The organism is Arenibacter sp. F26102 (assembly GCF_023015865.1).
Taxonomy (GTDB): domain Bacteria; phylum Bacteroidota; class Bacteroidia; order Flavobacteriales; family Flavobacteriaceae; genus Arenibacter.
The window spans coordinates 96,421-116,801 of record NZ_JALKBC010000014.1; the positions used below are offsets into that span (position 1 = coordinate 96,421).

Annotated in this window: 15 protein-coding genes; 4 read left to right on the plus strand and 11 right to left on the minus strand. The window is 38.3% G+C overall.

Annotation, left to right across the window (positions count from 1 at the left end; translation table 11 throughout):
• Positions 1-19: 19 nt before the first annotated feature.
• Positions 20-1,657, plus strand: a complete 1,638-nt coding sequence (locus tag MWU78_RS17530) for an Ig-like domain-containing protein (RefSeq protein ID WP_348647103.1) — start codon at positions 20-22, stop codon at positions 1,655-1,657.
• Here MWU78_RS17530 and MWU78_RS17535 read toward each other — a convergent pair.
• Both MWU78_RS17535 and MWU78_RS17540 read right to left on the minus strand, forming a co-directional pair.
• The gene (locus MWU78_RS17535) at positions 1,641-2,417 is read right to left on the minus strand and encodes an amidohydrolase (protein WP_247000253.1); all 777 of its coding nucleotides are present in this window, start codon (positions 2,415-2,417) and stop codon (positions 1,641-1,643) included. The two genes, MWU78_RS17530 and MWU78_RS17535, sit on opposite strands and share 17 nt — an antisense overlap.
• A gap of 114 nt (positions 2,418-2,531) precedes the next feature.
• The gene (locus MWU78_RS17540) at positions 2,532-3,002 is read right to left on the minus strand and encodes an ankyrin repeat domain-containing protein (RefSeq protein ID WP_247000126.1); all 471 of its coding nucleotides are present in this window, start codon (positions 3,000-3,002) and stop codon (positions 2,532-2,534) included.
• A 574-nt stretch (positions 3,003-3,576) separates the two neighbouring features.
• On the opposite strand from MWU78_RS17540, the gene MWU78_RS17545 reads away from it, so the two are divergent.
• Entirely contained in the window at positions 3,577-5,772 is a 2,196-nt protein-coding gene (locus MWU78_RS17545; protein WP_247000136.1) for a PAS domain-containing sensor histidine kinase, read from the plus strand.
• A 32-nt stretch (positions 5,773-5,804) separates the two neighbouring features.
• The gene (locus MWU78_RS17550; protein ID WP_247000138.1) at positions 5,805-6,212 is read left to right on the plus strand and encodes a response regulator; all 408 of its coding nucleotides are present in this window, start codon (positions 5,805-5,807) and stop codon (positions 6,210-6,212) included.
• A gap of 2 nt (positions 6,213-6,214) precedes the next feature.
• On the opposite strand, the gene MWU78_RS17555 is transcribed toward MWU78_RS17550, so the two are convergent.
• Together MWU78_RS17555 and MWU78_RS17560 are read right to left on the minus strand one after the other, a co-directional pair.
• The gene (locus MWU78_RS17555; RefSeq protein ID WP_247000142.1) at positions 6,215-7,585 is read right to left on the minus strand and encodes a DUF5689 domain-containing protein; all 1,371 of its coding nucleotides are present in this window, start codon (positions 7,583-7,585) and stop codon (positions 6,215-6,217) included.
• A gap of 97 nt (positions 7,586-7,682) precedes the next feature.
• Positions 7,683-10,424: a TonB-dependent receptor gene (locus MWU78_RS17560; protein WP_247000144.1), complete on the minus strand. Its 2,742-nt coding sequence runs from the start codon at positions 10,422-10,424 to the stop codon at positions 7,683-7,685.
• A 122-nt stretch (positions 10,425-10,546) separates the two neighbouring features.
• On the opposite strand from MWU78_RS17560, the gene MWU78_RS17565 reads away from it, so the two are divergent.
• A complete protein-coding gene (locus tag MWU78_RS17565) occupies positions 10,547-11,593 on the plus strand; it encodes an endonuclease/exonuclease/phosphatase family protein (protein ID WP_247000145.1) in 1,047 nt (348 codons plus the stop codon).
• A gap of 1 nt (position 11,594) precedes the next feature.
• Here MWU78_RS17565 and MWU78_RS17570 read toward each other — a convergent pair whose 3' ends face one another.
• The 7 genes from MWU78_RS17570 to MWU78_RS17600 all read right to left on the minus strand — a co-directional run bounded on the left by MWU78_RS17570 (position 11,595) and on the right by MWU78_RS17600 (position 20,288).
• Positions 11,595-12,188 carry a DUF1080 domain-containing protein gene (locus tag MWU78_RS17570; protein WP_247000147.1) on the minus strand — a complete coding sequence of 198 codons (594 nt, stop codon included), beginning with the start codon at positions 12,186-12,188 and terminating at the stop codon, positions 11,595-11,597.
• A gap of 103 nt (positions 12,189-12,291) precedes the next feature.
• Entirely contained in the window at positions 12,292-12,750 is a 459-nt protein-coding gene (locus MWU78_RS17575) for a hypothetical protein (RefSeq protein ID WP_247000149.1), read from the minus strand.
• Positions 12,751-12,841: 91 nt separating this feature from the next.
• Positions 12,842-15,412: a TonB-dependent receptor gene (locus MWU78_RS17580; RefSeq protein WP_247000151.1), complete on the minus strand. Its 2,571-nt coding sequence runs from the start codon at positions 15,410-15,412 to the stop codon at positions 12,842-12,844.
• 172 nt (positions 15,413-15,584) lie between these two features.
• Entirely contained in the window at positions 15,585-17,222 is a 1,638-nt protein-coding gene (gene pgi, locus MWU78_RS17585) for a glucose-6-phosphate isomerase (protein WP_247000153.1), read from the minus strand.
• A 4-nt stretch (positions 17,223-17,226) separates the two neighbouring features.
• The gene (locus MWU78_RS17590; RefSeq protein WP_247000154.1) at positions 17,227-18,492 is read right to left on the minus strand and encodes a peptidoglycan DD-metalloendopeptidase family protein; all 1,266 of its coding nucleotides are present in this window, start codon (positions 18,490-18,492) and stop codon (positions 17,227-17,229) included.
• A 7-nt stretch (positions 18,493-18,499) separates the two neighbouring features.
• Positions 18,500-19,459, minus strand: a complete 960-nt coding sequence (locus MWU78_RS17595; RefSeq protein WP_247000156.1) for a tryptophan 2,3-dioxygenase family protein — start codon at positions 19,457-19,459, stop codon at positions 18,500-18,502.
• Position 19,460: 1 nt separating this feature from the next.
• Positions 19,461-20,288, minus strand: coding sequence for a DUF3108 domain-containing protein (locus MWU78_RS17600; protein WP_247000158.1), 828 nt, complete (start codon positions 20,286-20,288; stop codon positions 19,461-19,463).
• Positions 20,289-20,381 lie beyond the last annotated feature (93 nt).

Consider the following 20,381-nt stretch of genomic DNA (forward strand, 5'->3'; position numbering starts at 1 on the left):
CTACAAATTAGTTGTTACTTTGTTGAACATTTTCATGACTGCTATGATTCAACGCATTTTAGGGTTTTTATTTTTGCTATTAACGGTCTCGGCCCTCGTCCAATGTGCGCGTAGAGGTACGCCCACAGGAGGCGATAAGGATGTTACCCCGCCCAAGTTAATAAGGGCAGAGCCAAAGAATATGTCCATAAACTTTAAGGCCAATAAAATTCGATTATATTTTGACGAGTATGTTAAACTTAAGGATATTGAAAAGCAGCTCATAGTTTCTCCGCCTTTGAAATACACCCCCGTGATCACTCCCCAGGGATCGGCCAATAAATATGTGGAGATCACCCTTAAGGATACCCTAAAAGAAAATACAACCTACACTTTCAATTTTGGCCAAAGTATAATTGACAATAATGAAGGCAACCCCAATCGAAATTTGACTTATGTTTTTTCTACGGGGGATTATATAGATTCCCTTACCGTCTCTGGGGTAGTAAAGGATGCCTTTAACAAGGATGCCGATACTTTTATAAGTATTATGCTCTACGAATTAGATAGCACTTATACCGACTCCACTATCTATAGGCAACCGCCTAATTACATTACCAATACCTTGGACAGTACTCCTATTTTTCACCTAAAAAATCTTAAGGAAGGAAAATATGCGATTTTCGGGGTCAAGGATGAGGCCAAAAACAACATCTTTAATCAAAAGGTCGATAAAATTGCCTTCTTAAAAGACACTATTAATCTACCTACCGATTCTATTTATCTACTTACAATGTTCAAGGAAATGCCGGATTACAGTATTTCTGTCCCGAATTTTGCCGCTAAAAACAAAATTATTTTTGGATATCAGGGCAATGCCAAGGAAATCTTAATCTCCCCTTTAAGTGTAATACCGGATACGGTTAAAACCAAAATCACCAAGGAGCGGGACAAAGACACACTTAACTATTGGTTTACTCCCTTTAATGTGGATTCACTAGTTTTTACAGTGGCCAATGATAAGGAAAAGCTTATAGATACCTTTACCGTAAAAACAAAAAAGGTATCCATGGACACCCTAATATTACAAGCCAACCAAAGAGGATCCCTAGAATTTGGAAGACCTTTTTATATTGGCGCCAATACTCCTATCTCAAGTCTGGACAGTTCAAAAATAAGCATGTTTCGAAAAGATTCTTCCCAAGTGGAATTTGCTTTGAAACTGGATTCCTTAGGTAACAAAATTGATTTTGATTTTGAAGTCGAGCCCAATGAAAATTACGCTCTGGAACTTCTCCCAGGGGCGATAATGGATTTTTTTGGCACCGAAAACGATACCCTATCCTACAAACTCTCCACCAAAAGCTATGCAGATTTCGGAAATTTGAGACTTACTTTGGATGGCACAGTTACTTATCCTTTAATAGTTCAATTAACGGATGAGAAAGGGAAAACAAAAAAAGAAATGTTCGCTACCGAGCCCCAAACCTTCGAATTCAGCAATATTGACCCAGCAAAGTATCTGATTCGAGTAATATTCGACAGCAATGGCAACCAAAAATGGGACACAGGAAACTATCTTCAACAACTACAGCCAGAAAGAGTGATCTACTACCCTAATATCTTGGAGGTAAGGGCCAACTGGGAATTGGAACAAACCTTTACCCTCTCAAACTAAAATGGTCGCGATCCTCCAAAAACTTTAATTTTTCCCTGGCTTCGGAAATATGTTTTTTATTTATTGTGGCATAAAGTACCGTTTCCTCCTCCGAAAAAACGACCAGGTCGCCCAAAACATCAATTACAGTGGAATGGCCAGGATAATTATGTCCGGTATTATCAACCCCCGTCCTATTTACACCGATTACGTAAGCCATATTTTCAATTGCCCTAGCCTTTAAAAGCGCGTCCCAAGCATTTATTCTTGGTGTTGGCCAATTGGCCACATAAATCAGAACATCGTAATTCTCTGTATTCCTAGCCCATACAGGAAAGCGGAGATCGTAACAAATAAGGGGACAGATCCTAAATCCTTTATAGTCAATTATAATCCTTTCTTCCCCTCTATTATAAATTTTATCCTCACCAGCGAGCGTAAAGGTATGTCTCTTGTCATAATGACTCAATTTTCCATTGGGCTCCACAAACCAAAGTCTGTTATAATAATGACCATCAGCAAAAAAGACTATGCTGCCGGTTAAGGCAACATTTTTTTTCTCTGCTTCCTTTTGCATCCACTTAACCGTTTTATCCCCTTCTTCCTTTGCTATATTTTGAGGGTCCATTGTAAAGGCTGTGGTGAACATTTCCGGGAGGACGATCAAATCGACATCAGAGGTAATAGAATCTAATTTATTCGAAAAGATTTCCCTGTTCCTTTCTGGGTTTTCCCAAACCAGGGAAGATTGAATAATTGCTACTTTCAGTTCCATTTGAATTTCCTATTGCCCTAATCAAAATATGCTTACGGATTATTCTAAGTTGACATTTTGGACCAATTCTTTAATTCATTTAACAAGCGCGCACTGCTCCCGTACATCCATGAATCCATTTTAGGCCTTTTCCAACAAAGCAATTAATGATGGCGCCCCTTGTTCTTTTGCATGATCCAACGCTGTAAGACCACGTACATCTTTCATGGTGGCATCTGCACCTTTGTCTAAAAGCATTTTTGCAATTTCTTCCCTATTAAATGTTGCGGCATAGATAAGACAGGTAGCTCCCATAGTATTGCGTTCATTTACATTGGCCCCCCTATCTATTAATTTTTTGGCCACATCCGTATAACCCTTAAAACAAACGCCCATCAAAGCCGTATTGCCAGTGGCATCTTTAGCATTAATTTTGGCCCCACTATCCAATAGAAGATCGGTAATTTCCTCCTGGTCGTAATAGGTAGATAAAATTAGTGGCGTAGACCCCCTTTGATCCTTGCTGTCCAGCAGAATGGGATTCTTCTTCAACATGGCACTCACCTCATCAAAGTTCCCATTTCTAATTTCGTTAAAGAAGAATTCGTTCATAGTTAATTTCCATTAGTTAAATGTATAAAAAAATCAGCCATCCCAACCAATCGAAATCGCTGTTTCGAATATAAAATTACTTTTTACGGAAGATTTGCCAGATAGTGGCTGACTATGACATTTATCCCTGCATTGCGTGATAAGGCCATGAATTATCAATATTATTGACAACGGATAAATTGCCCCTTTCCTAGTCAGGGGTAGAATACAATTCCTGTTTTACCGTGCCAATTTTGGAACAAATTGTTATCCTCCTTTATCACTGTAACACTTTAACAGTATTTTTGAACTATTTATCGTTTGAAGAGGGTACAGCTATGAAGATTGTTAATCTTTTTTGCTATTTTTAGAAGCTCGGGACATGCTGCATGCAAGATTAATGTTGAGGTTTTGGCTATGGATATATGGTGAAGTTGAATTCAATAATAGTCCAATGGATTCAGTATTAACAAAACTATAGATTAAAATTATTGTTTACTATATTTTTAGCTTTTTACATCCGTAATTTGTTGCTTTACACCCTGTAGGTTAATCCTATTTTTTAATGATGATGAAAATGATAAAAGTATAGCACTTGGAAACACTAACACCTGTAATATCTATTGAAGAAGCGCCAATTTCACTTTCGGTCTTGGACTGCGAACTGCGTTTTATTAGTTGCTCTCACTATTGGTCCCAGGAATTCGGAATTTCCCGTGAAAATATAGTGGGGAAGTCTTTTTTCGACATTGTTCCCAATGCCCCTACCGAATTAAGACAAGTCCTTGAAAATGGTTGTAACATTACCAAAAAATTAATAGAGGAACATAGGCATATACTAAGTAATGGAAGTACCAAATGGTACAAATGGCATATTAAACCATGGAAACAGCAGGACGGAAATATTGGTGGATTAATAATTACCAGCAACAATATTACCAAGGCTAAACGTACTAAAGAGCTCTTGATTGCAGCCGAAAACGTGGCAAAAATGGGAGGTTGGGATTTGGATATGATTACCAATACCATTCATTGGTCACATATTACCAAAGAAATACATGAAGTTCCCATGGACTATATCCCCTCTCTGGAAACAGGAATAAATTTTTATAAGGAAGGGGAACATAGGGAAAATATAACCAGATTAATCCAAAAAGCCATAGATTACGGAGAAGCTTGGGATACTGAATTGCAGATTGTAACTGCAAAAGGCAGGGAACTGTGGATTAGGGCCAAAGGAATGCCAGAATTTGTTAATGGCAAATGTGTCCGGCTCTATGGACTTTTTCAGGACATAGATAAGAAAAAGAATGCCGAAATAAAAAATGCCCAAATTAAGGAAAGACTGGATATGGCCACGGAAATTGCCAATATCGGTATTTGGGAAATGGATTTTATTACAGATACTCTGGAATGGAACAATGAGATGTACGAACTATATGGTGTAAAACGTGAAGATTTCGTTGGAGCTTACGATACTTGGAAAGCCTTCGTGCATCCTGATGATAAGGTGAGATGCCAGCAAGAAGTGGAAATGGCACTAGCAGGGATAATGGATTTTAAAACGGAATTTAAAATAATTCAACCCAATGGTACTATTAAACATATAAGGGCCAATGCAGGGGTATTCAAAAATGAAGTTGGAAAAATAGTAAAAATGATCGGGACCAACTGGGATATTACAGACCAGATAAACACGCAATTGAAATTGGACAAAAGCAAGGAATCCTTCAAGGGATCTTTTGAATCTTCGGCCGTGGGAATGGCCCTGGTTGCCAAGGATGGTTCTTGGATCGATGTAAATGACAGTCTGTGTATTAGTTTAGGATACACCCGAAAAGAACTATTGAAACTTACTTTTCAGGATATTACCCATCCACACGATATAGACAATGACTTAAACCATTTACAGCCACTATTGGATGGCAAGGGCGATAGCTACCAAATTGAGAAACGGTATATTCACAAAGAAGGACATATTGTATATGTCGTATTAACGGTTACAGCGGTAAAGGATATAGAAGGAAATCTTTCGCATTTTATTTCACAGGTTATGGATATTTCCAGTAAAATTGAATCCAAGAAGAAATCCGAGGAATTGTTGGGAATAACCAAAAATCAAAATAACAGCTTACTTAATTTTGCCCATATAGTTTCCCATAACCTGCGTTCCCATTCTTCCAATCTAGCTATGTTGTCCAATTATCTTATTCATGAGGAAGAGGAAAATGAAAGAAAAGTCATTGAAAAAATGATAAAAGATGCTTCAGAAAGCCTGAGTGAGACAGTTGCCCATTTAAATGATGTTGTTCAAATAAATACCGGGGCAAAAGATCAATTGAAGGAGGTAAACTTAAGCAGTACCATTAAAAATGTAGAAAAAAATATCACTGCTCTACTAAGTGAAAAAAATGTTGAATGTGACATTAAGATCGACCCAACCTACAACGTAAAGGCCGTACCAGCCTATCTAGACAGTATATTCTTAAACCTTTTCACGAATAGTATAAAATACAGCAGCCCTGAAAGGCAACCAAAAATTACAATTTCATCAAAGAAAAAAGGAAAGACCGTAATCTTGGATTTTAAGGATAATGGATTGGGAATAAATCTTGAAAGGCATGGGGAAAAACTTTTTGGGATGTACAAAACCTTTCATGAACACGAAGAAGCGAAGGGCATAGGATTGTTCATTACTAAAAACCAAATTGAAGCTATGGACGGAAAAATTGAAGTGGAAAGTGCGGTGGACCAAGGTACCATATTCAGGGTTACCCTAGTTTCGGAATAAAAAAATGAATAGAAATGTAAAACTATAACAAGATGGGAAGGTTCAAGAAAGGTTGTATTATAGATGATGATCCTATTTCTGTTTTCGGGATAAAAAAGTCCATGAAGGATATCGACTTTTGTGACCATGTTGTGGTTTATACCAATGGACAGGAAGCTTTGGATGGTTTAACAGAAATGACCGAAGAAGGAAAAAAACTACCTTCCATTATTTTATTGGACATAAATATGCCCATAATGGATGGCTGGGAATTTTTGGAAGATTTTGTTAAGATTCCCAATTCCAACTCGGATGAAGTAACCATTTTTATAATTAGTTCCTCCATAGATCCCCGTGATTTCCTAAAGGCCAAAAGCTTTAGCATGGTCAATAACTACATTGTTAAGCCCATTTTCAAAAAAGATCTGGTTAAATTATTATCGGATATTGGGATGCAATAAGATCAACGGATTCCCGGATTAAAATCTTCCGGAGCAATTTGTGGCCGATTAATGGTCCCCGCCTCACCGGTGTCGTTAAATAATGTCCATTCACCAAATGAAAATATTGGGTTGGCCGCAGTGACATTTTCATTCCTTACGGCTCTGCCATCCTCAAATTCGTGGTTCGTACCTGAACCATCTTCGCCCACAACACCAAAACTGTCTATTACGTTCCCAAAAGGGTCCATCAATTGCAAATTATCATCCCCATTGGAATCTGCCGGACTATTTGTTGAAACACTATGATCTGGCGGGAAGCCATAAACCAACTCGAATTCCAAAGCATTGGGCGAAACAACAAAGGTACTATTCCCCTCAACCACAAAGCCAGACAAATTAATGGTAGAACTTGCCTCAGTATTGGCGTTGGTGTATCTCTTAATTGTCCAGCCCTTTAAATCCAGTAATTCAGAATCTGAGTTATAAAGCTCCACAAACCTTGCTCCAGCGTTGTTATCAGGATCGGCCAATTCGGAAATAAAAATTTTAGTTGAAGTAAATTCATCAACCAAATCCTTACAACGCATGGAGGTAAAGTCCATATCCGAAACATCCCTAATTACCAATTGATAATCCTTATTATCCTTTATTAAGATCCCAGTTATGGTACCATTACCTTCGGGCAACGGATTGGCCTGAAAACTTGAATACCCACTATTGAGTAGTTCAAGCTCCAAATCATCACAATTGATTAATGTTCGTATGGTTTCTTCCTCTTTTATAGCAAATGTTTGCCCTACTTCATCCAATTTAATTTCCATATTGTTAAGCTGAACCAAAGTGCTGATCATTGAATCGTTTAGCTCACTTATAGATGTGCTGGTAGGTTCCAGCGGAAGCGTTGGATCACATGAATCAATTAAATGCTTCCCTACTATGGCGGCTGGCAAACGCCCCACAGAGGGGTTTCCAAAAGCGCTAAAAACACCTCCCAATTTAATTGCCCCCCTACTCATGCCCAAATAAAGTCCCTTGGTTTTTAATAGGATTTTTGACCCAACTTCATAAAATAAGTGCGAATCCCTAAGGTCAATTTCCAATTGCAAGCCTTGAGTGGGGTTCGTTGGACTGTCCTGTATGTGAAGGGTCCCAAAAAAATTGCCCGCTAGATCGGACGATACCACATAACCCTCAATAATCCAATCTTCCTGAATCTGTATCAACTCATCAACATAAAACGCTTTTAGCTCTGCCATAGTAATATTGGCCGTGAGATCCGATGGGCAATTGGCTTTGGGGGGCTCGAAATCCTTATCCTTAACACAGGCCATTGCGAGATATAAAGCCAGCATAGCAGCAATGCATATGATATTGTTGACCCTAAAGTTCATTGTTATATTATTTAAACTTTTTCGTATGCGGGGAACAAATTAATTAACCTTACCATACAACCAATTTGTTGTTATTCAACCATTTAAAAGGAAAAAATCAAAAACTAATTGCAAAATTTATAAAATAGGTACGTCCATAGCCGTACCAATATTTGGGCGCAAATGATGGGTTGCCACTTAAATTATCCTGTTCCAACTGTCCAAAATTGCCATTCCTGCTTTGTTCATAGCCCCCAGTTCTAAAAACAGCATCAAAAACATTATTAACGCTGGCAAAAACACTAATGTACCTACCACCTTTTAGCCAAGATTTACCCCCTACCAAATTCAATAAATAAAAATCGTCCAATTTATTCTGGGACAACAGTTTTTTTACATTTTCATCGGTAGCATTGGGAAATGGGACGCCGGTTTCAGGATCTAGATAAAAGCTTTGTGTCCTCGTAATAGTAGAAATACCCGCGTAATTGTTCCCCAAGAAATTGGCAGTAGTGCTCACCCACCAATATTTGGGATCTCTATATTCCATGCCAAATGCAAATGCCTTCTGTGGACCCTGTGCCAATTTGTAGTCCTTAATTTTGGCTATGCCCAAATCTATATTGCCTAAAGGGTTAAGTATATCCTCCTCTGCTCCTGCAGTATCAAAATTTATGGACACCAAAGGATCGCTGGCATATAGAAACTTCCCTACCGCAGCCACTATGGATAATTTAACGGCGGACGACAGTTGATACTCCAAACCCAATTCGGTACCTAGATGAAGTTTGTCCAAATCTGTAAGAACCTCTTGGACAAAATCGCTGCCCACCCCTGCATCCACAAAGAAAAAATTAATATCAGTGGTATTCTGAAATCGCGTATAATAGCCGGTTACCCGTCCCGTTAAATTAGGCAGTCTTAGAAAATAGTTAAAATCCGTGGTCGTAATTTTTTCGCTTTGAATATTATTTACCAATTGGTTATTTTCTCTTGGGTTTATAAAAACATTCTGATAAACTGGCGGTTTCCTTAAATATGCCCCATTTAAAACCACCCAATGCCGTCCGTTAAATTTATAGGTAACCCCACCTTTGGTGCCAAAATTTGAGAAATCTACCTTTTCACCCTTTCCAAAAGAGGAATTCAAAAAGCGTTCGTTTTTAAATTTACCATCCCTTCGGTAATCGGTAGTGGTATAATTTACGCTTAAGAATCCGCCCCATCTAGGATATGTTACGCTCCATTGGGAAAAAACATCAAATACCCTGGCCTTAATATTATATAAATAGTTGAATCGGTTACCAGCTGTTTTATTTAAGTTTCCGTCCAAATCGTTTTTTGTATTGGAGAAAGGGTCAATATCCACATGGTAATCCGCGCCTAACAAATCGTTTATTTCCGCATAACTATCCGAATCCAAATTGGTATAATACCCTCCAAAATCCAATTTTAAATGATTATTAATGGTGTAATTCCCAATGGTGGCAACATTAAACTGTTGGTCCTCTGAAGTATCTTCATAAGCAATATAGACCGCTTTACCCTGGGTAGACAAACTGGTGTTTGCCTTATAAAGGTTGTTCCAATTTAACTGCGGATTCTCCAAAAATCCTTCCTTCGCCGTATTGGCTCCTATAAAATTGGCGCCAATAGGACTATTGATATAAAAACTTGGTAAATATCTGTAATAGGTTGGGTCTGGGTTAGGGGCGTTGTAATATCCCAATCTGCTTTTGGAGTTAGATCCAAGCTGATAAGATATTCCAGTATTTAGATTAAAACTTTTAGAATTGTAATAGTGATTCAACATGAAAATAGGCTCTACAATTTTTCTTTCCCTGGAGTTCCTAATTTTACCATTTTGATTTCCCCAATAGGGATTATACCGTTTTCCGGCCAACTGAAAAACTTCCTCCGTAACGGCAGAAGACCTTCCCCGGCGGTTGGAAGCCAAAATACTTGTTAAACCAATACTGTGTTTATCGTTTAATTGATATTCCAAAGCACCAAAGAAGGAATACGCGTCGTATAAAGTTCCATCAATATAACCTTCCTTTGCCCATCTTCTGGAGGCCGAAACACTATAATGAATTCCTTTTAGTGGAACTACTGAAGTATATGTAGCCATAAGTCGCCCGGCATATGTTCTATTGGAAGCCGAAGTGGATAACCGCATACCTTTCCTAAAAGCGGATGGCCTGGTACTAATATTGGTTGTCCCCAAAATACCTCCAAAGGAAAAGTCCGATGCCTGTAATCCATGGGTAAATACCTGATTGCGCGTTACATCATTAAGACCACCCCAGTTGTTCCATTGTGGTCGTCCATCCACCAATTTGTTCATTGGTGTACCGTTTAGAAGGATTCTGCCATTTTCCGACCCATATCCACGAACACGAAAAAATGCCTGCCCAAAATCGAAGGCTGCCCTATTGAGGAAAATATCTTTGGTAGCCTGTAACATCCCCGATGTCATTGAAATACTTTCATCCTCCAACAAATCGGAATCCGTCAATGTTATTAGGTTATCGGTTTTCTCTTGGGCGATATCCCGTTCCAAATAAATAATTCCTATATCCAAATCTTGATTCCCTATGGAAATAGGCATTCTTTTACTTAAATAATCTTGAGCATTGATAGTTAATATATAATCTCCAGATGGTATTGGTGAAAGGTTGAATTTTCCATCGATGGGATTTGGTTTTACAGGCCTAAATCCAAAAATTTCGATTTCAGAGTACACAATATTTTCCTGGGATACCATGTCTTTTACGATGCCCATAACACGGTAGTGTTCCTGTGCATACCCCCAGATGCCATTTAGTATAAAAAAAGATATTGCTAAACCACTTTTCATTGATAATGATGAAATATTTTAACAAAATGACCATTAATATATTAATAATTAACAGTTTATGCTTAATTTATTCCAGAAAATAAATATTTATTCTTTAAATATTCTAATCAAATATGTAGACTATGGGCATTCTCTTCACATTATTTGTGTCACTATTTGTAATTAGCGGTACCATAGCACAGCAAAGTAAGACCTATAAAATAAGGACTGTGGCTTTTTACAATTTAGAGAACTTATTTGATACGGTCAACGACTCCCTGACTTTTGATGACGATCGTACCCCAACGGGAAAGGACAATTGGACCGTGGAACGTTATCATCAAAAAATAGACAATATGTCCAAGGTACTTTCGGAAATAGGCAGTCCTGTTACCCAAACCTCACCGGATATTATTGGCCTATGTGAAATTGAAAATAGGGAGGTAATAATGGACCTCATCAATCATCCCAATTTACGGGAAAAAGACTACGGAATAATACATTTTGAGTCCCCAGATGAGCGGGGAATTGATGTTGCCCTGTTATATAAAAAGGCTGTCTTTATTCCATCGTCATTTAGCAGTCTACGATTAATGCTCACCAAGGAGGAAGATTTCCGCGATTACACTAGGGATCAATTGGTCGTTGGCGGACTCATGGATGGGGAGGAAATACACTTAATTGTTAACCATTGGCCTTCCAGAAGCGGAGGTGAAGCCCGAAGTAAACCCAATAGAATATCAGCAGCCAGATTAAACAGGAAGATAATAGATTCCATTTCTAGATTGAATCCAGAAGCCAAAATTATCAGTATGGGTGATTTTAATGATGACCCAATAAACGATAGTTTTAAGAATATATTAAAAACCAAAGGAAAGGTAGCTGGGTTGGAACCTAACGACCTTTTCAACCCCATGGAAATGCTCTATAAAAAAGGTGTGGGATCATTGGCCTATAGAGATCGGTGGAATCTTTTTGATCAAATCTATTTCACAGCCAATATAGTTGAAAAAGTCCCGAAGCAGTACTACTTCTGGAAGGCCGGAGTCTTTAAACCAGCCTACCTCATTGATAACAAAGGCCAATATAAAGGTTATCCCTTACGGACGTATGCCGGAGGGAACTATATTGGTGGATATAGCGACCATTTTCCGGTTTACATCCACCTAATTAAGGAAGTTGAACAGTAAATTATTGCGGTAAAGCGATTTTGATATTTCTCCATTTCACCTTTATACCTCCACCATCATGGATTTGTAGTGCAATAGACCCTTTACCTTCACCAATTTTATCATCGGTAATGCTCACCATTTCCGTACCATTGAGCCATGAAGTTAATTTACTTCCAGAAAGCTTTATTTTCATGGTATTCCATTCACCTTCCTTAAGTATCTTATCTTTTTTAGGGTCTGGTTTTATTAGCCAACCCCTACCATAAGACTCGTAAACCCCTCCTGTATCGTGCCCTGGTGGCGCAACTTCTACCTGCCAACCACTAACCTTGGTGCCATCGATAGTTGACCTGACAAATACCCCACTGTTACCATTGGCTTCCTGTTTAAACTCCAAGGTTAGTTCAAAATCATCATAATATTTATCCGTGGCCAAATATCCGTATTGTTTGTCCGGGCCACTTTCAGATATTAGTAGTCCATCTTCCACATACCATTTTTCGGTTCCATAGATCGTCCATCCTGAAAGATCCTTTCCATTAAATAGTGATAATTCCTGAGACACTACAGGTAAGGCCATAAAAGCCAAAATAACAACTAATAGATTTTTCATTTTTAAATTTGATAAGATTTATACTGGAAAATTGAATTTCACTGGTCATTCCTGGCATCACTTAATACAGTTTAGAGTGCTGCAAAGAGTACTTGCAACATTTTTAATTGAGCCATTGACCCCAAGGAATTCTACTTAGGATAAGAATTAATCCCAAACCATAAAAAATGGTAATGGTCTTAAACTTTCTCTTACCTTCCATTACTTTTTTGTGTTTGGACCAACCAACGGTAATGAACACAAGCGCAATAATATTGATAAAAGGATGCTCTACGGCCAATAATCGGGACGCAGAGTTTAACCCGCCCATTCCCAATGTTTTAATGGCATTTAACCCATTGGAAGACACAAAGTATAGTACTAGTCCCACCAAGAGCTGTAAGTGTGATAAAATGAGCGCAAACAGGCTAATCCTAAAATCCTTCTTCAAGGTGAAATCCTTTTTCCCCGTCCAACCCAAAATGCCGTTGGCCACCGCTAAAAATAATACAGCCAATACCACATAGGCAAATAAAGAGTGTAAAGAGAGTATCCATTGATGTGCTAGTCCGTAATCTTCCATAATTTTGTTTTAATTTATAAATGTAAGGATTTTTGGGAATAAAAAAACCCCGCTATTTAGCGGGGTCATAATTTTTTACTGCTATTGGTACTTAGAAGTTATAACGCAAACTAAAGTTCCAGGTCCTACCATAACCAAACCTAACTCGGTTATCTGTATTTACACCGTTCCAAACGTCATCTCCAGGCTCAACATGTGTGTTATCGCTAGAGCTTTCCAAATATACCTCATCAAAGACATTATTAATGTTTAAACGGAACTGAATGGATTTATTGCTCTCCTTTCCAACCAACATACGGTAAGAAAGCCCGGCATCCATGGTGTCATAAGAAGGTAATTTAATAGCCCCCCTATTATCGGCAGTTGAAAATTCGGAATCCCCGAAAAGGGTGGAACCATATAAATTATCATATAGATTCCAGTTGGCATCCAATTTAAACCTGGGCAATATTTCATAATCCCCGCTAATACCTGCAGTAAACTGCGCAGCCTGACCAATTTTCACACCATCTATATAACTCGGGTCTCCTGTAGAAATTATATTTCCATTTTCATCAGAGGTGGTAGTAGTAACATTACCATCATATTCCCAATTACCAATAGATACAAATCCCTGAAAATTCAATCCGTCCGCAGGGCGTGCAAACACTTCCAATTCCACACCGGAATGTACCTGTTTTAATGGACTGGTTTGGGTAAACTCGTCCACTATATTATCATTATTGGTGTCATCGGAGCTATATTGTATCCTATTGTCCCAAATAGTGTAGTACACGTTCAAGTTGGCAGATAAAATATCGCCCATAAACTTATATCCACCTTCCAAACCAGTAATTTTTTGATTTTCGGTCGCCAAAGGATTCAATTCATTTGAATTTCTATCATCAATATACAAATCACTGTGATAAGGCTGCCGTGAGTAGTAACCTGCATTGGCAAAAATTGCATGTTGATCGGATAGGTTATAGGCCACACCGGCCTTAACGTTAAAGCCTGGGTTGTTGACTTTTTCAGATTCGTCTGCCCGTCCTTCGTTGACTGCATTTAAAAATTCCGTTCTAACATGGCTTTGAGTGGAAGCCGATCCTTGAAAGAAAGCGGAAAAAGCATCTTTGGAATATTCCAGCTGGCCAAATACACCTGCATAGTTAATTACTTCCTCATAGTCATAACCAAATCTTTGTGAATGATCATCATTTGGATTAAAAGTTATATTCCAAGGATTGATACCCCCATAGGCATTGGTCAGTTCATAGGCACCTCCGTTGTAAACACTGGAAGCAGATACGGAATTTACCCCAATAAACTCCCTTACATCCCTAAAGTGTATTCCTTTGTATAGACGTACATCGGCACCAACATTAAAATCCAGATTTTCGTTAATTTTTTTGTTGAAGTTAGAAACTAGACCTGACCAGTTATGATTGTTATTTGAACCTCTCGCGTAAAGGGCATCTCCAGAATTTCTATCTGTAATTAATTGTGCAAAACTACCCCTACCGATAGACCCGTACAAAACGGTAGATAAAGAGGACGTATCATTAAAAGTCAAATCCCAGCTTAAATTGGCCACTGGCTTGTGGTAGATATTTCTACCCCCAGGGTAAGCTCCACCATTTAAGGTGTTAGGGCTATTTACGTTGTCTGTATTCCAGGAATTATATTTTCTCCCATTATCCAGGAAAGTCCTTAAGTCATCTGAACCGGCAGCAGCATGCCATTGTGGGGCTCCCGTTAAAATAAAGTTGAAAACATTATTCTCGTTGGGTACATATCCAAAGGAAAGGAAGTAGGTTTGCCCTTGACCTCCTGTATTATCCACATAACCATCACCTTGCCAGTGCCCCAACATTGCAGCAACGGACAAGCCATTTTCCATTAAACCAGTTGAATAATATCCAGTGGTCTTTATATAATTATCATTACCGATCATAGTTTGGAAAAAACCGCCTTCACGCTTATCCAATGTTTTTGTAACTATGTTCACCGTACCTCCAACAGAAGAAATGGCCAATTTGGAAGACCCCAATCCCCTTTGTACCTGAATTGCATTGGCGATATCCAAAACACCCGACCAGTTGGACCAGTACATTTTACCATCTTCCATTCCATTAATGGGCTGCCCGTTTAACAAGAAAGCCGTATTGGTCTGATCAAATCCTCTTAAGAACATTTGGCCATCTCCAAATCCACCACCTTTTACATTTTGCACTGAGGGGGTCGACTTTAAAACCTCAGGAAGGTCCCAATTTCCTGTTTTTTCCCTTATTTCATTAGCCTTGATGGTAGATACAGCAATTGGTGTTTGTCTATCCTCAGCCAAATCTATAATACCTGAACCAACTATTACCACTCCTTCCAATTCCTGAGCGTCAGGATTTAATGATATGGTCCCAATATTGCCTATTGAGGTGAAATTTACTTTCTTACTAATAAATCCAATATAGGAAATTACCAAAGTTCCCGAACCTTGGACTACGTCTATTGTAAAGTTACCATCAAAGTCTGCGGCAACCCCATTTGTGGTCCCTTGAACCAAAATATTAGCTCCAGGCAGGGGATCTCCAAAATCACCATCCACTACCGAACCGGTAATAGTTCCTTGGGCAAACCCAACTGCAGTTAATAAAAATGCGGCAATAACAAAGTACTTTTTTTTCATTTTTCTTAGAGTTAATTAGTTTTAAATAATCGCTGCAAAAGTGTGTTAATTTTTACAACAATATATTACCATAATGTTAAATTAGTCGGCGCGAATTTAACATTAAAAACCTAAAAAAACTCTGAAAAACAGGACGTTATTGCCATTTGTCAAGTATTGGCAAAATTGTCTTTTATTTCTTAAATAAATCTAAAAGATTTAACGTAGAAGCATCATGATTCGCAATTTCCGAACCCTCAATGTCGTTTAAGATAGCGGTAGCCAATTGTTTGCCCAATTCCACACCCCATTGATCATAACTATAAATATTCCATACAATTCCTTGTACGTAAATTTTATGTTCATACATAGCTATAAGCGACCCCAGGCTCTTGGGCGTAAGTTTATCAATAAAAAGGGTATTGGTAGGTTTGTTCCCCTCAAAGACCTTGAAAGGCAATATTTCCGCAATTTCTTTTTCCGCTACCTTTTTGTCCTCCAACTCCTTCCTGACCTCTTCAGAAGTCTTACCATTCATAAGCGCCTCCGTTTGAGCAAAAAAGTTGGCCATTAATTTATTGTGGTGGTCTTTATCTCCGTGCAAAGATTCCTTAAAACCAATAAAATCGGTAGGGATCAATTTGGTGCCTTGATGTATCAATTGAAAAAAGGCATGCTGTGAATTTGTTCCTGGCTCACCCCAGATTATGGTACCTGTTTCATAGGTTACCTTATTTCCGTTCCTATCCACGCTTTTTCCATTGCTTTCCATGATACCCTGTTGTAAATAGGCGGAAAACCTACTTAAATACTGGGTATAAGGAATAATAGCCTCGGTCTCTGCACCGTAAAAATTATTGTACCAAACACTAATAAGTGCTAAAGTTACAGGAATATTTTCCGAAAAATTGGCGGTCTTAAAATGGTCATCCATCTCATTGGCCCCAACCAACATATTATCAAAATTCTTATAACCTACTGCCAATGCAATAGAAAGTCCAACAGCGCTCCACAATGAAAACCTACCGCCGACCCAGTCCCACATGGGGAACACATTCTCCGGCACTATTCCAAATTCCGATATTTTCTCTGTATTGGTAGATACGGCAGCGAAATGCTTGGCCACATCCTTTTGGGTAGCGTGCTTTAAAAACCACTTCTTTATGGTGGTAGCATTGCTCAAAGTCTCCTGTGTTGTAAAGGTCTTGGATACTACTACGAACAATGTAGTTTCGGGATCCAACTCTTTAAGGGTTTCGTACACATGATCCCCATCCACATTGCTGACAAAATGCATTTTTAAATGGTTCCCATAAAATTTCAAGGCTTCGACCACCATGGCAGGTCCAAGATCTGAACCCCCAATACCAATATTCACCACATCGGTGAAAGTCTTTCCGGTATACCCCTTTTTTGATCCAGAAATAATTGAATCCGTGAATGACTTTAATTTTTGTTTTACCTCATAAATCTCCGGAACAATATTAACCCCGTCAACTTTGATTACATCCGATTTCTTTGCTCTTAGGGCCGTGTGAAGAACTTCCCTACCCTCTGTATTATTTATTATTTCTCCTTGAAATTGCTTTTGAATTGCGTCTTTTAACCCAACCTCATTGGCCAACTGCAAAAGAAGATCTAAAGTTTCTTGGGTAATCCTATTCTTTGAAAAGTCGACCAAAAAGTCGTTCCAACGAATACTGTGTTTTTTTGCCCGACCGGAATCTAGGGCAAATAACTCCTTTAAGGTTTTATTTTTATTTTCTTTAAAGTGTTCTGCAAGTTTTTTCCAGGCTTCTGTTTTGGTCGGGTCGGTGTTCTGTAAGGCCATTTTATTAATTGAGTGTTAGCAAATCTTCTTCAGGTAATTCTATATATTCAATACAATCCAATTGACTTTTCTTAGGCCCTACAAAATCCAAGTAATCTGTTTTTAAGCTATCTGCTATAGGCTCTGCGGCAGGTAATTTTTCCCTTAATGGATCTACTTGTTGCCCGTTTTTCCAAAATCTATAACATACATGGGGACCCCCTGTATTGCCGGTCATTCCTATCCAACCTATAACATCGCCCTGTTTCACAAAATCACCTTTCCTAACCTTCTGGTTCTTCATATGAAGATATTGTGTGCTATACGTCCCATTGTGTTGAATCTTGACATATTTACCGTTGCCACCTCTTCTAGTAGATTCTGTTACCGTACCGTTGGCGGTAGCCAAGATAGGCGTCCCAATTGGAGCTGCATAATCTGTTCCCTTATGTGGCCTCACCTTGTAACCATAATAGGCAATTCTTCTATTCAAATTATACCTAGAGGATATTCTACTGAATTGAACTGGAGACTGTAAAAAAGTACGTCTTAGATTTTTGGCTTGATCGTCATAATAATCATTGATGTTTTTGGTAGAATCCGACACAAAGTTGAAGGCGTAAAAAGGTTCCCCATTGTGTTCGAAATAAGCAGCTTCAATTCCCGTAGCACCAGCATAAATGGTATCATTTATATACTTTTCCTTGTAGATTACCTTGAACCTATCACCCTTCTGAAGTCTGAAGAAATCGATGGTCCATGCGTAAATTTCAGATAAATTATTGGTAACGTTGTAATCTATGCCCTGTTGCAAAATCGCTTCGGACAAAGACGATTCTATAATTCCGGAAGCTTCGCGCTGCACATATTTAACCTTTTGTTTATTCCTATAGGCTGAAACACTGTCTCTAAAATCGACCACAGTATAGTTAATGGGATCGTTCTGATAAATAAAAACCTGGGCATTATTAATAGTATCCTTCGATTTTAAAATTAGATAAGGTTTCCCCACAACTATTTTTCGCACATCGAAAGTATCCCTGAAGTGTTCCGAAACTCTAGCAATTTTAGGATAATCTACCCTATTCTTTAACATTAACTCCCCAAAGCTATCCCCATTTTTTACGGTATCGCGCAGGACCTCAAAATCGTCCATATTAAACCCAAACTCCTTAACAACTACAGGTTTCTCTATAGTTACCACCTCTGCTAATTCCTGAGTTGCAGGTTTATCTTCCTTACAGGAAATTATAAAAGCTAAACTTAAAACTAGGCCCCAATATTTTTGCATTGTTATCTTATACTTTTTCTGGGTTAAAGATATGGTCTACCCACTGTTTTCCCCAATTATTTAACTCTTGTTTTGTATACAGTTCCGGAAAAAATACAACTTTCTGGAAATTTGGAGGCAAATATTCCTTCCAATTTGTTCCCCCAGTGGCATCGATCTGTGCATTGTCCTTGGTCAGGTAACGGTATGCAGATCCCATGTGCATCAAGGGCCAATTTACGTTGGCATTGATATCCAAAGCTTTTAACGCTTCAACCAAGGTTTTATTATCCTTGCTGTTCTGTGGTAATTGTTGGTATTTGTGATATATAGTACTGTTCTTCACCTGGTTGGCTATTCGTATCAATCTTGGCGTATAACGGTATTCGAATTGCTTAAGCGTAAGGGTTTTCTCTCCGGTGACAACATCGGTAGCTCCTTTTTTCCAATATATGTGCTCATATAAATCCTCAATGCTATTTGCTGAAGAGAAATTATGCCTTTCGGAGAAATGCACCAAGTTCTCCAATGGTGTCGCATAAAGCTCTATCATCCTATATTGGGCGGACTGAAAGCCACTTGCAGGGAGCAATGCCATCCTGTACTGCATAAACTGCTCGCGCTGCATTCCCTTGATCATAACACTGAAAGAAGAGATCAAAACTTGGTAGTAACTGTTGATGCGGTTGGCTTTTTCAATAAAAAAATCCACATCCTGTGTCTTATCATCCACAATTTGCTTTTGTTCGTGGAGGATAAGTTTAAAATATAATTCGGTAATCTGGTGGTACATTATAAATATCTCCTCGTCCGGGAAATGTGTCCTGGGCACTTGGATACTTAGTAAGGTATCCAAATGAATGTAATCCCAATAGGTTAGATAGCGCTGATAAAGAAGACCATCCAAATAAGAGCTTAGGTCTTGCCCAGAATCCTTGTATTTTTCTTCTAGTTTGGAAATCTGGGAATCAATATGCTCTTTATTCATTTTAATCCATTATTATTTTAAATTGATGCTTCAGTCCGTTGTAGCCATCCAAATCCGCCTTTATAGACCCAACACTCAAATCGGCCTGAATTCTAATGGGTATTCTATTGCCGTCATTGGATACCCAAAGTGACAAACTTTCCTGCTCCTTAAATACTCTACCAGATTGCACATAAGGCCTAAACCTTAAACATTCAACCTTACCATATTTAGTTCTTAAAACCTCCATCCCCAGGTATTTAAGTTTAAACTTAAATACTCCATCATCGTCATAAAGCAGGTTTAACTCAATAGACTCCCCTTCTACCAATTCTTCAACTTTATAGTTATTGCGGAGAAAATAAAAAGCCGAAACTAAATCCTGAATACCCTCTTGAATGGTAAAATTAAACTTTTTATCCTTTTTTTTATCGTTTAGTACCGCAATATCCTTGTTGTGGTCAAAATTCACTTCAATATCCTTCGTATATCCTCCTTCATCAATTTTTCTAATAAACTTATAAGGCCGTCCATCCTTTTTATCAAAATAACTTTCATAGGTGTCGTCTACCTTAAAAAATATACTGGCAAAACCAGTTGTTTTACCATTCCCTACCACATGATAGACTGGAACCCCGTCCAAATTATGGGATTTTACCTGCAGTGTAGCGTAACTGGCATTCAGGAATCCATAATGTATTCTGAATTTTAACCATTCCCCTATTTTAAAAGCTGATGTATTTTCCGAATCTTCAGGCATATGAACTCCCCCATCATTTTCCAAATGCTTAACTTGGGAATTGATAGAAAATCCCAAAATTAAAACCAGTATAATGCAAATCTTCTTCATCTGTTTAAATTTGATCTATTGCTTAAGGCCAGAAATACTTCCCGTCCGTCAACATAAGAGGATATATTAAACGCAATTGGCTAGGTTGATATT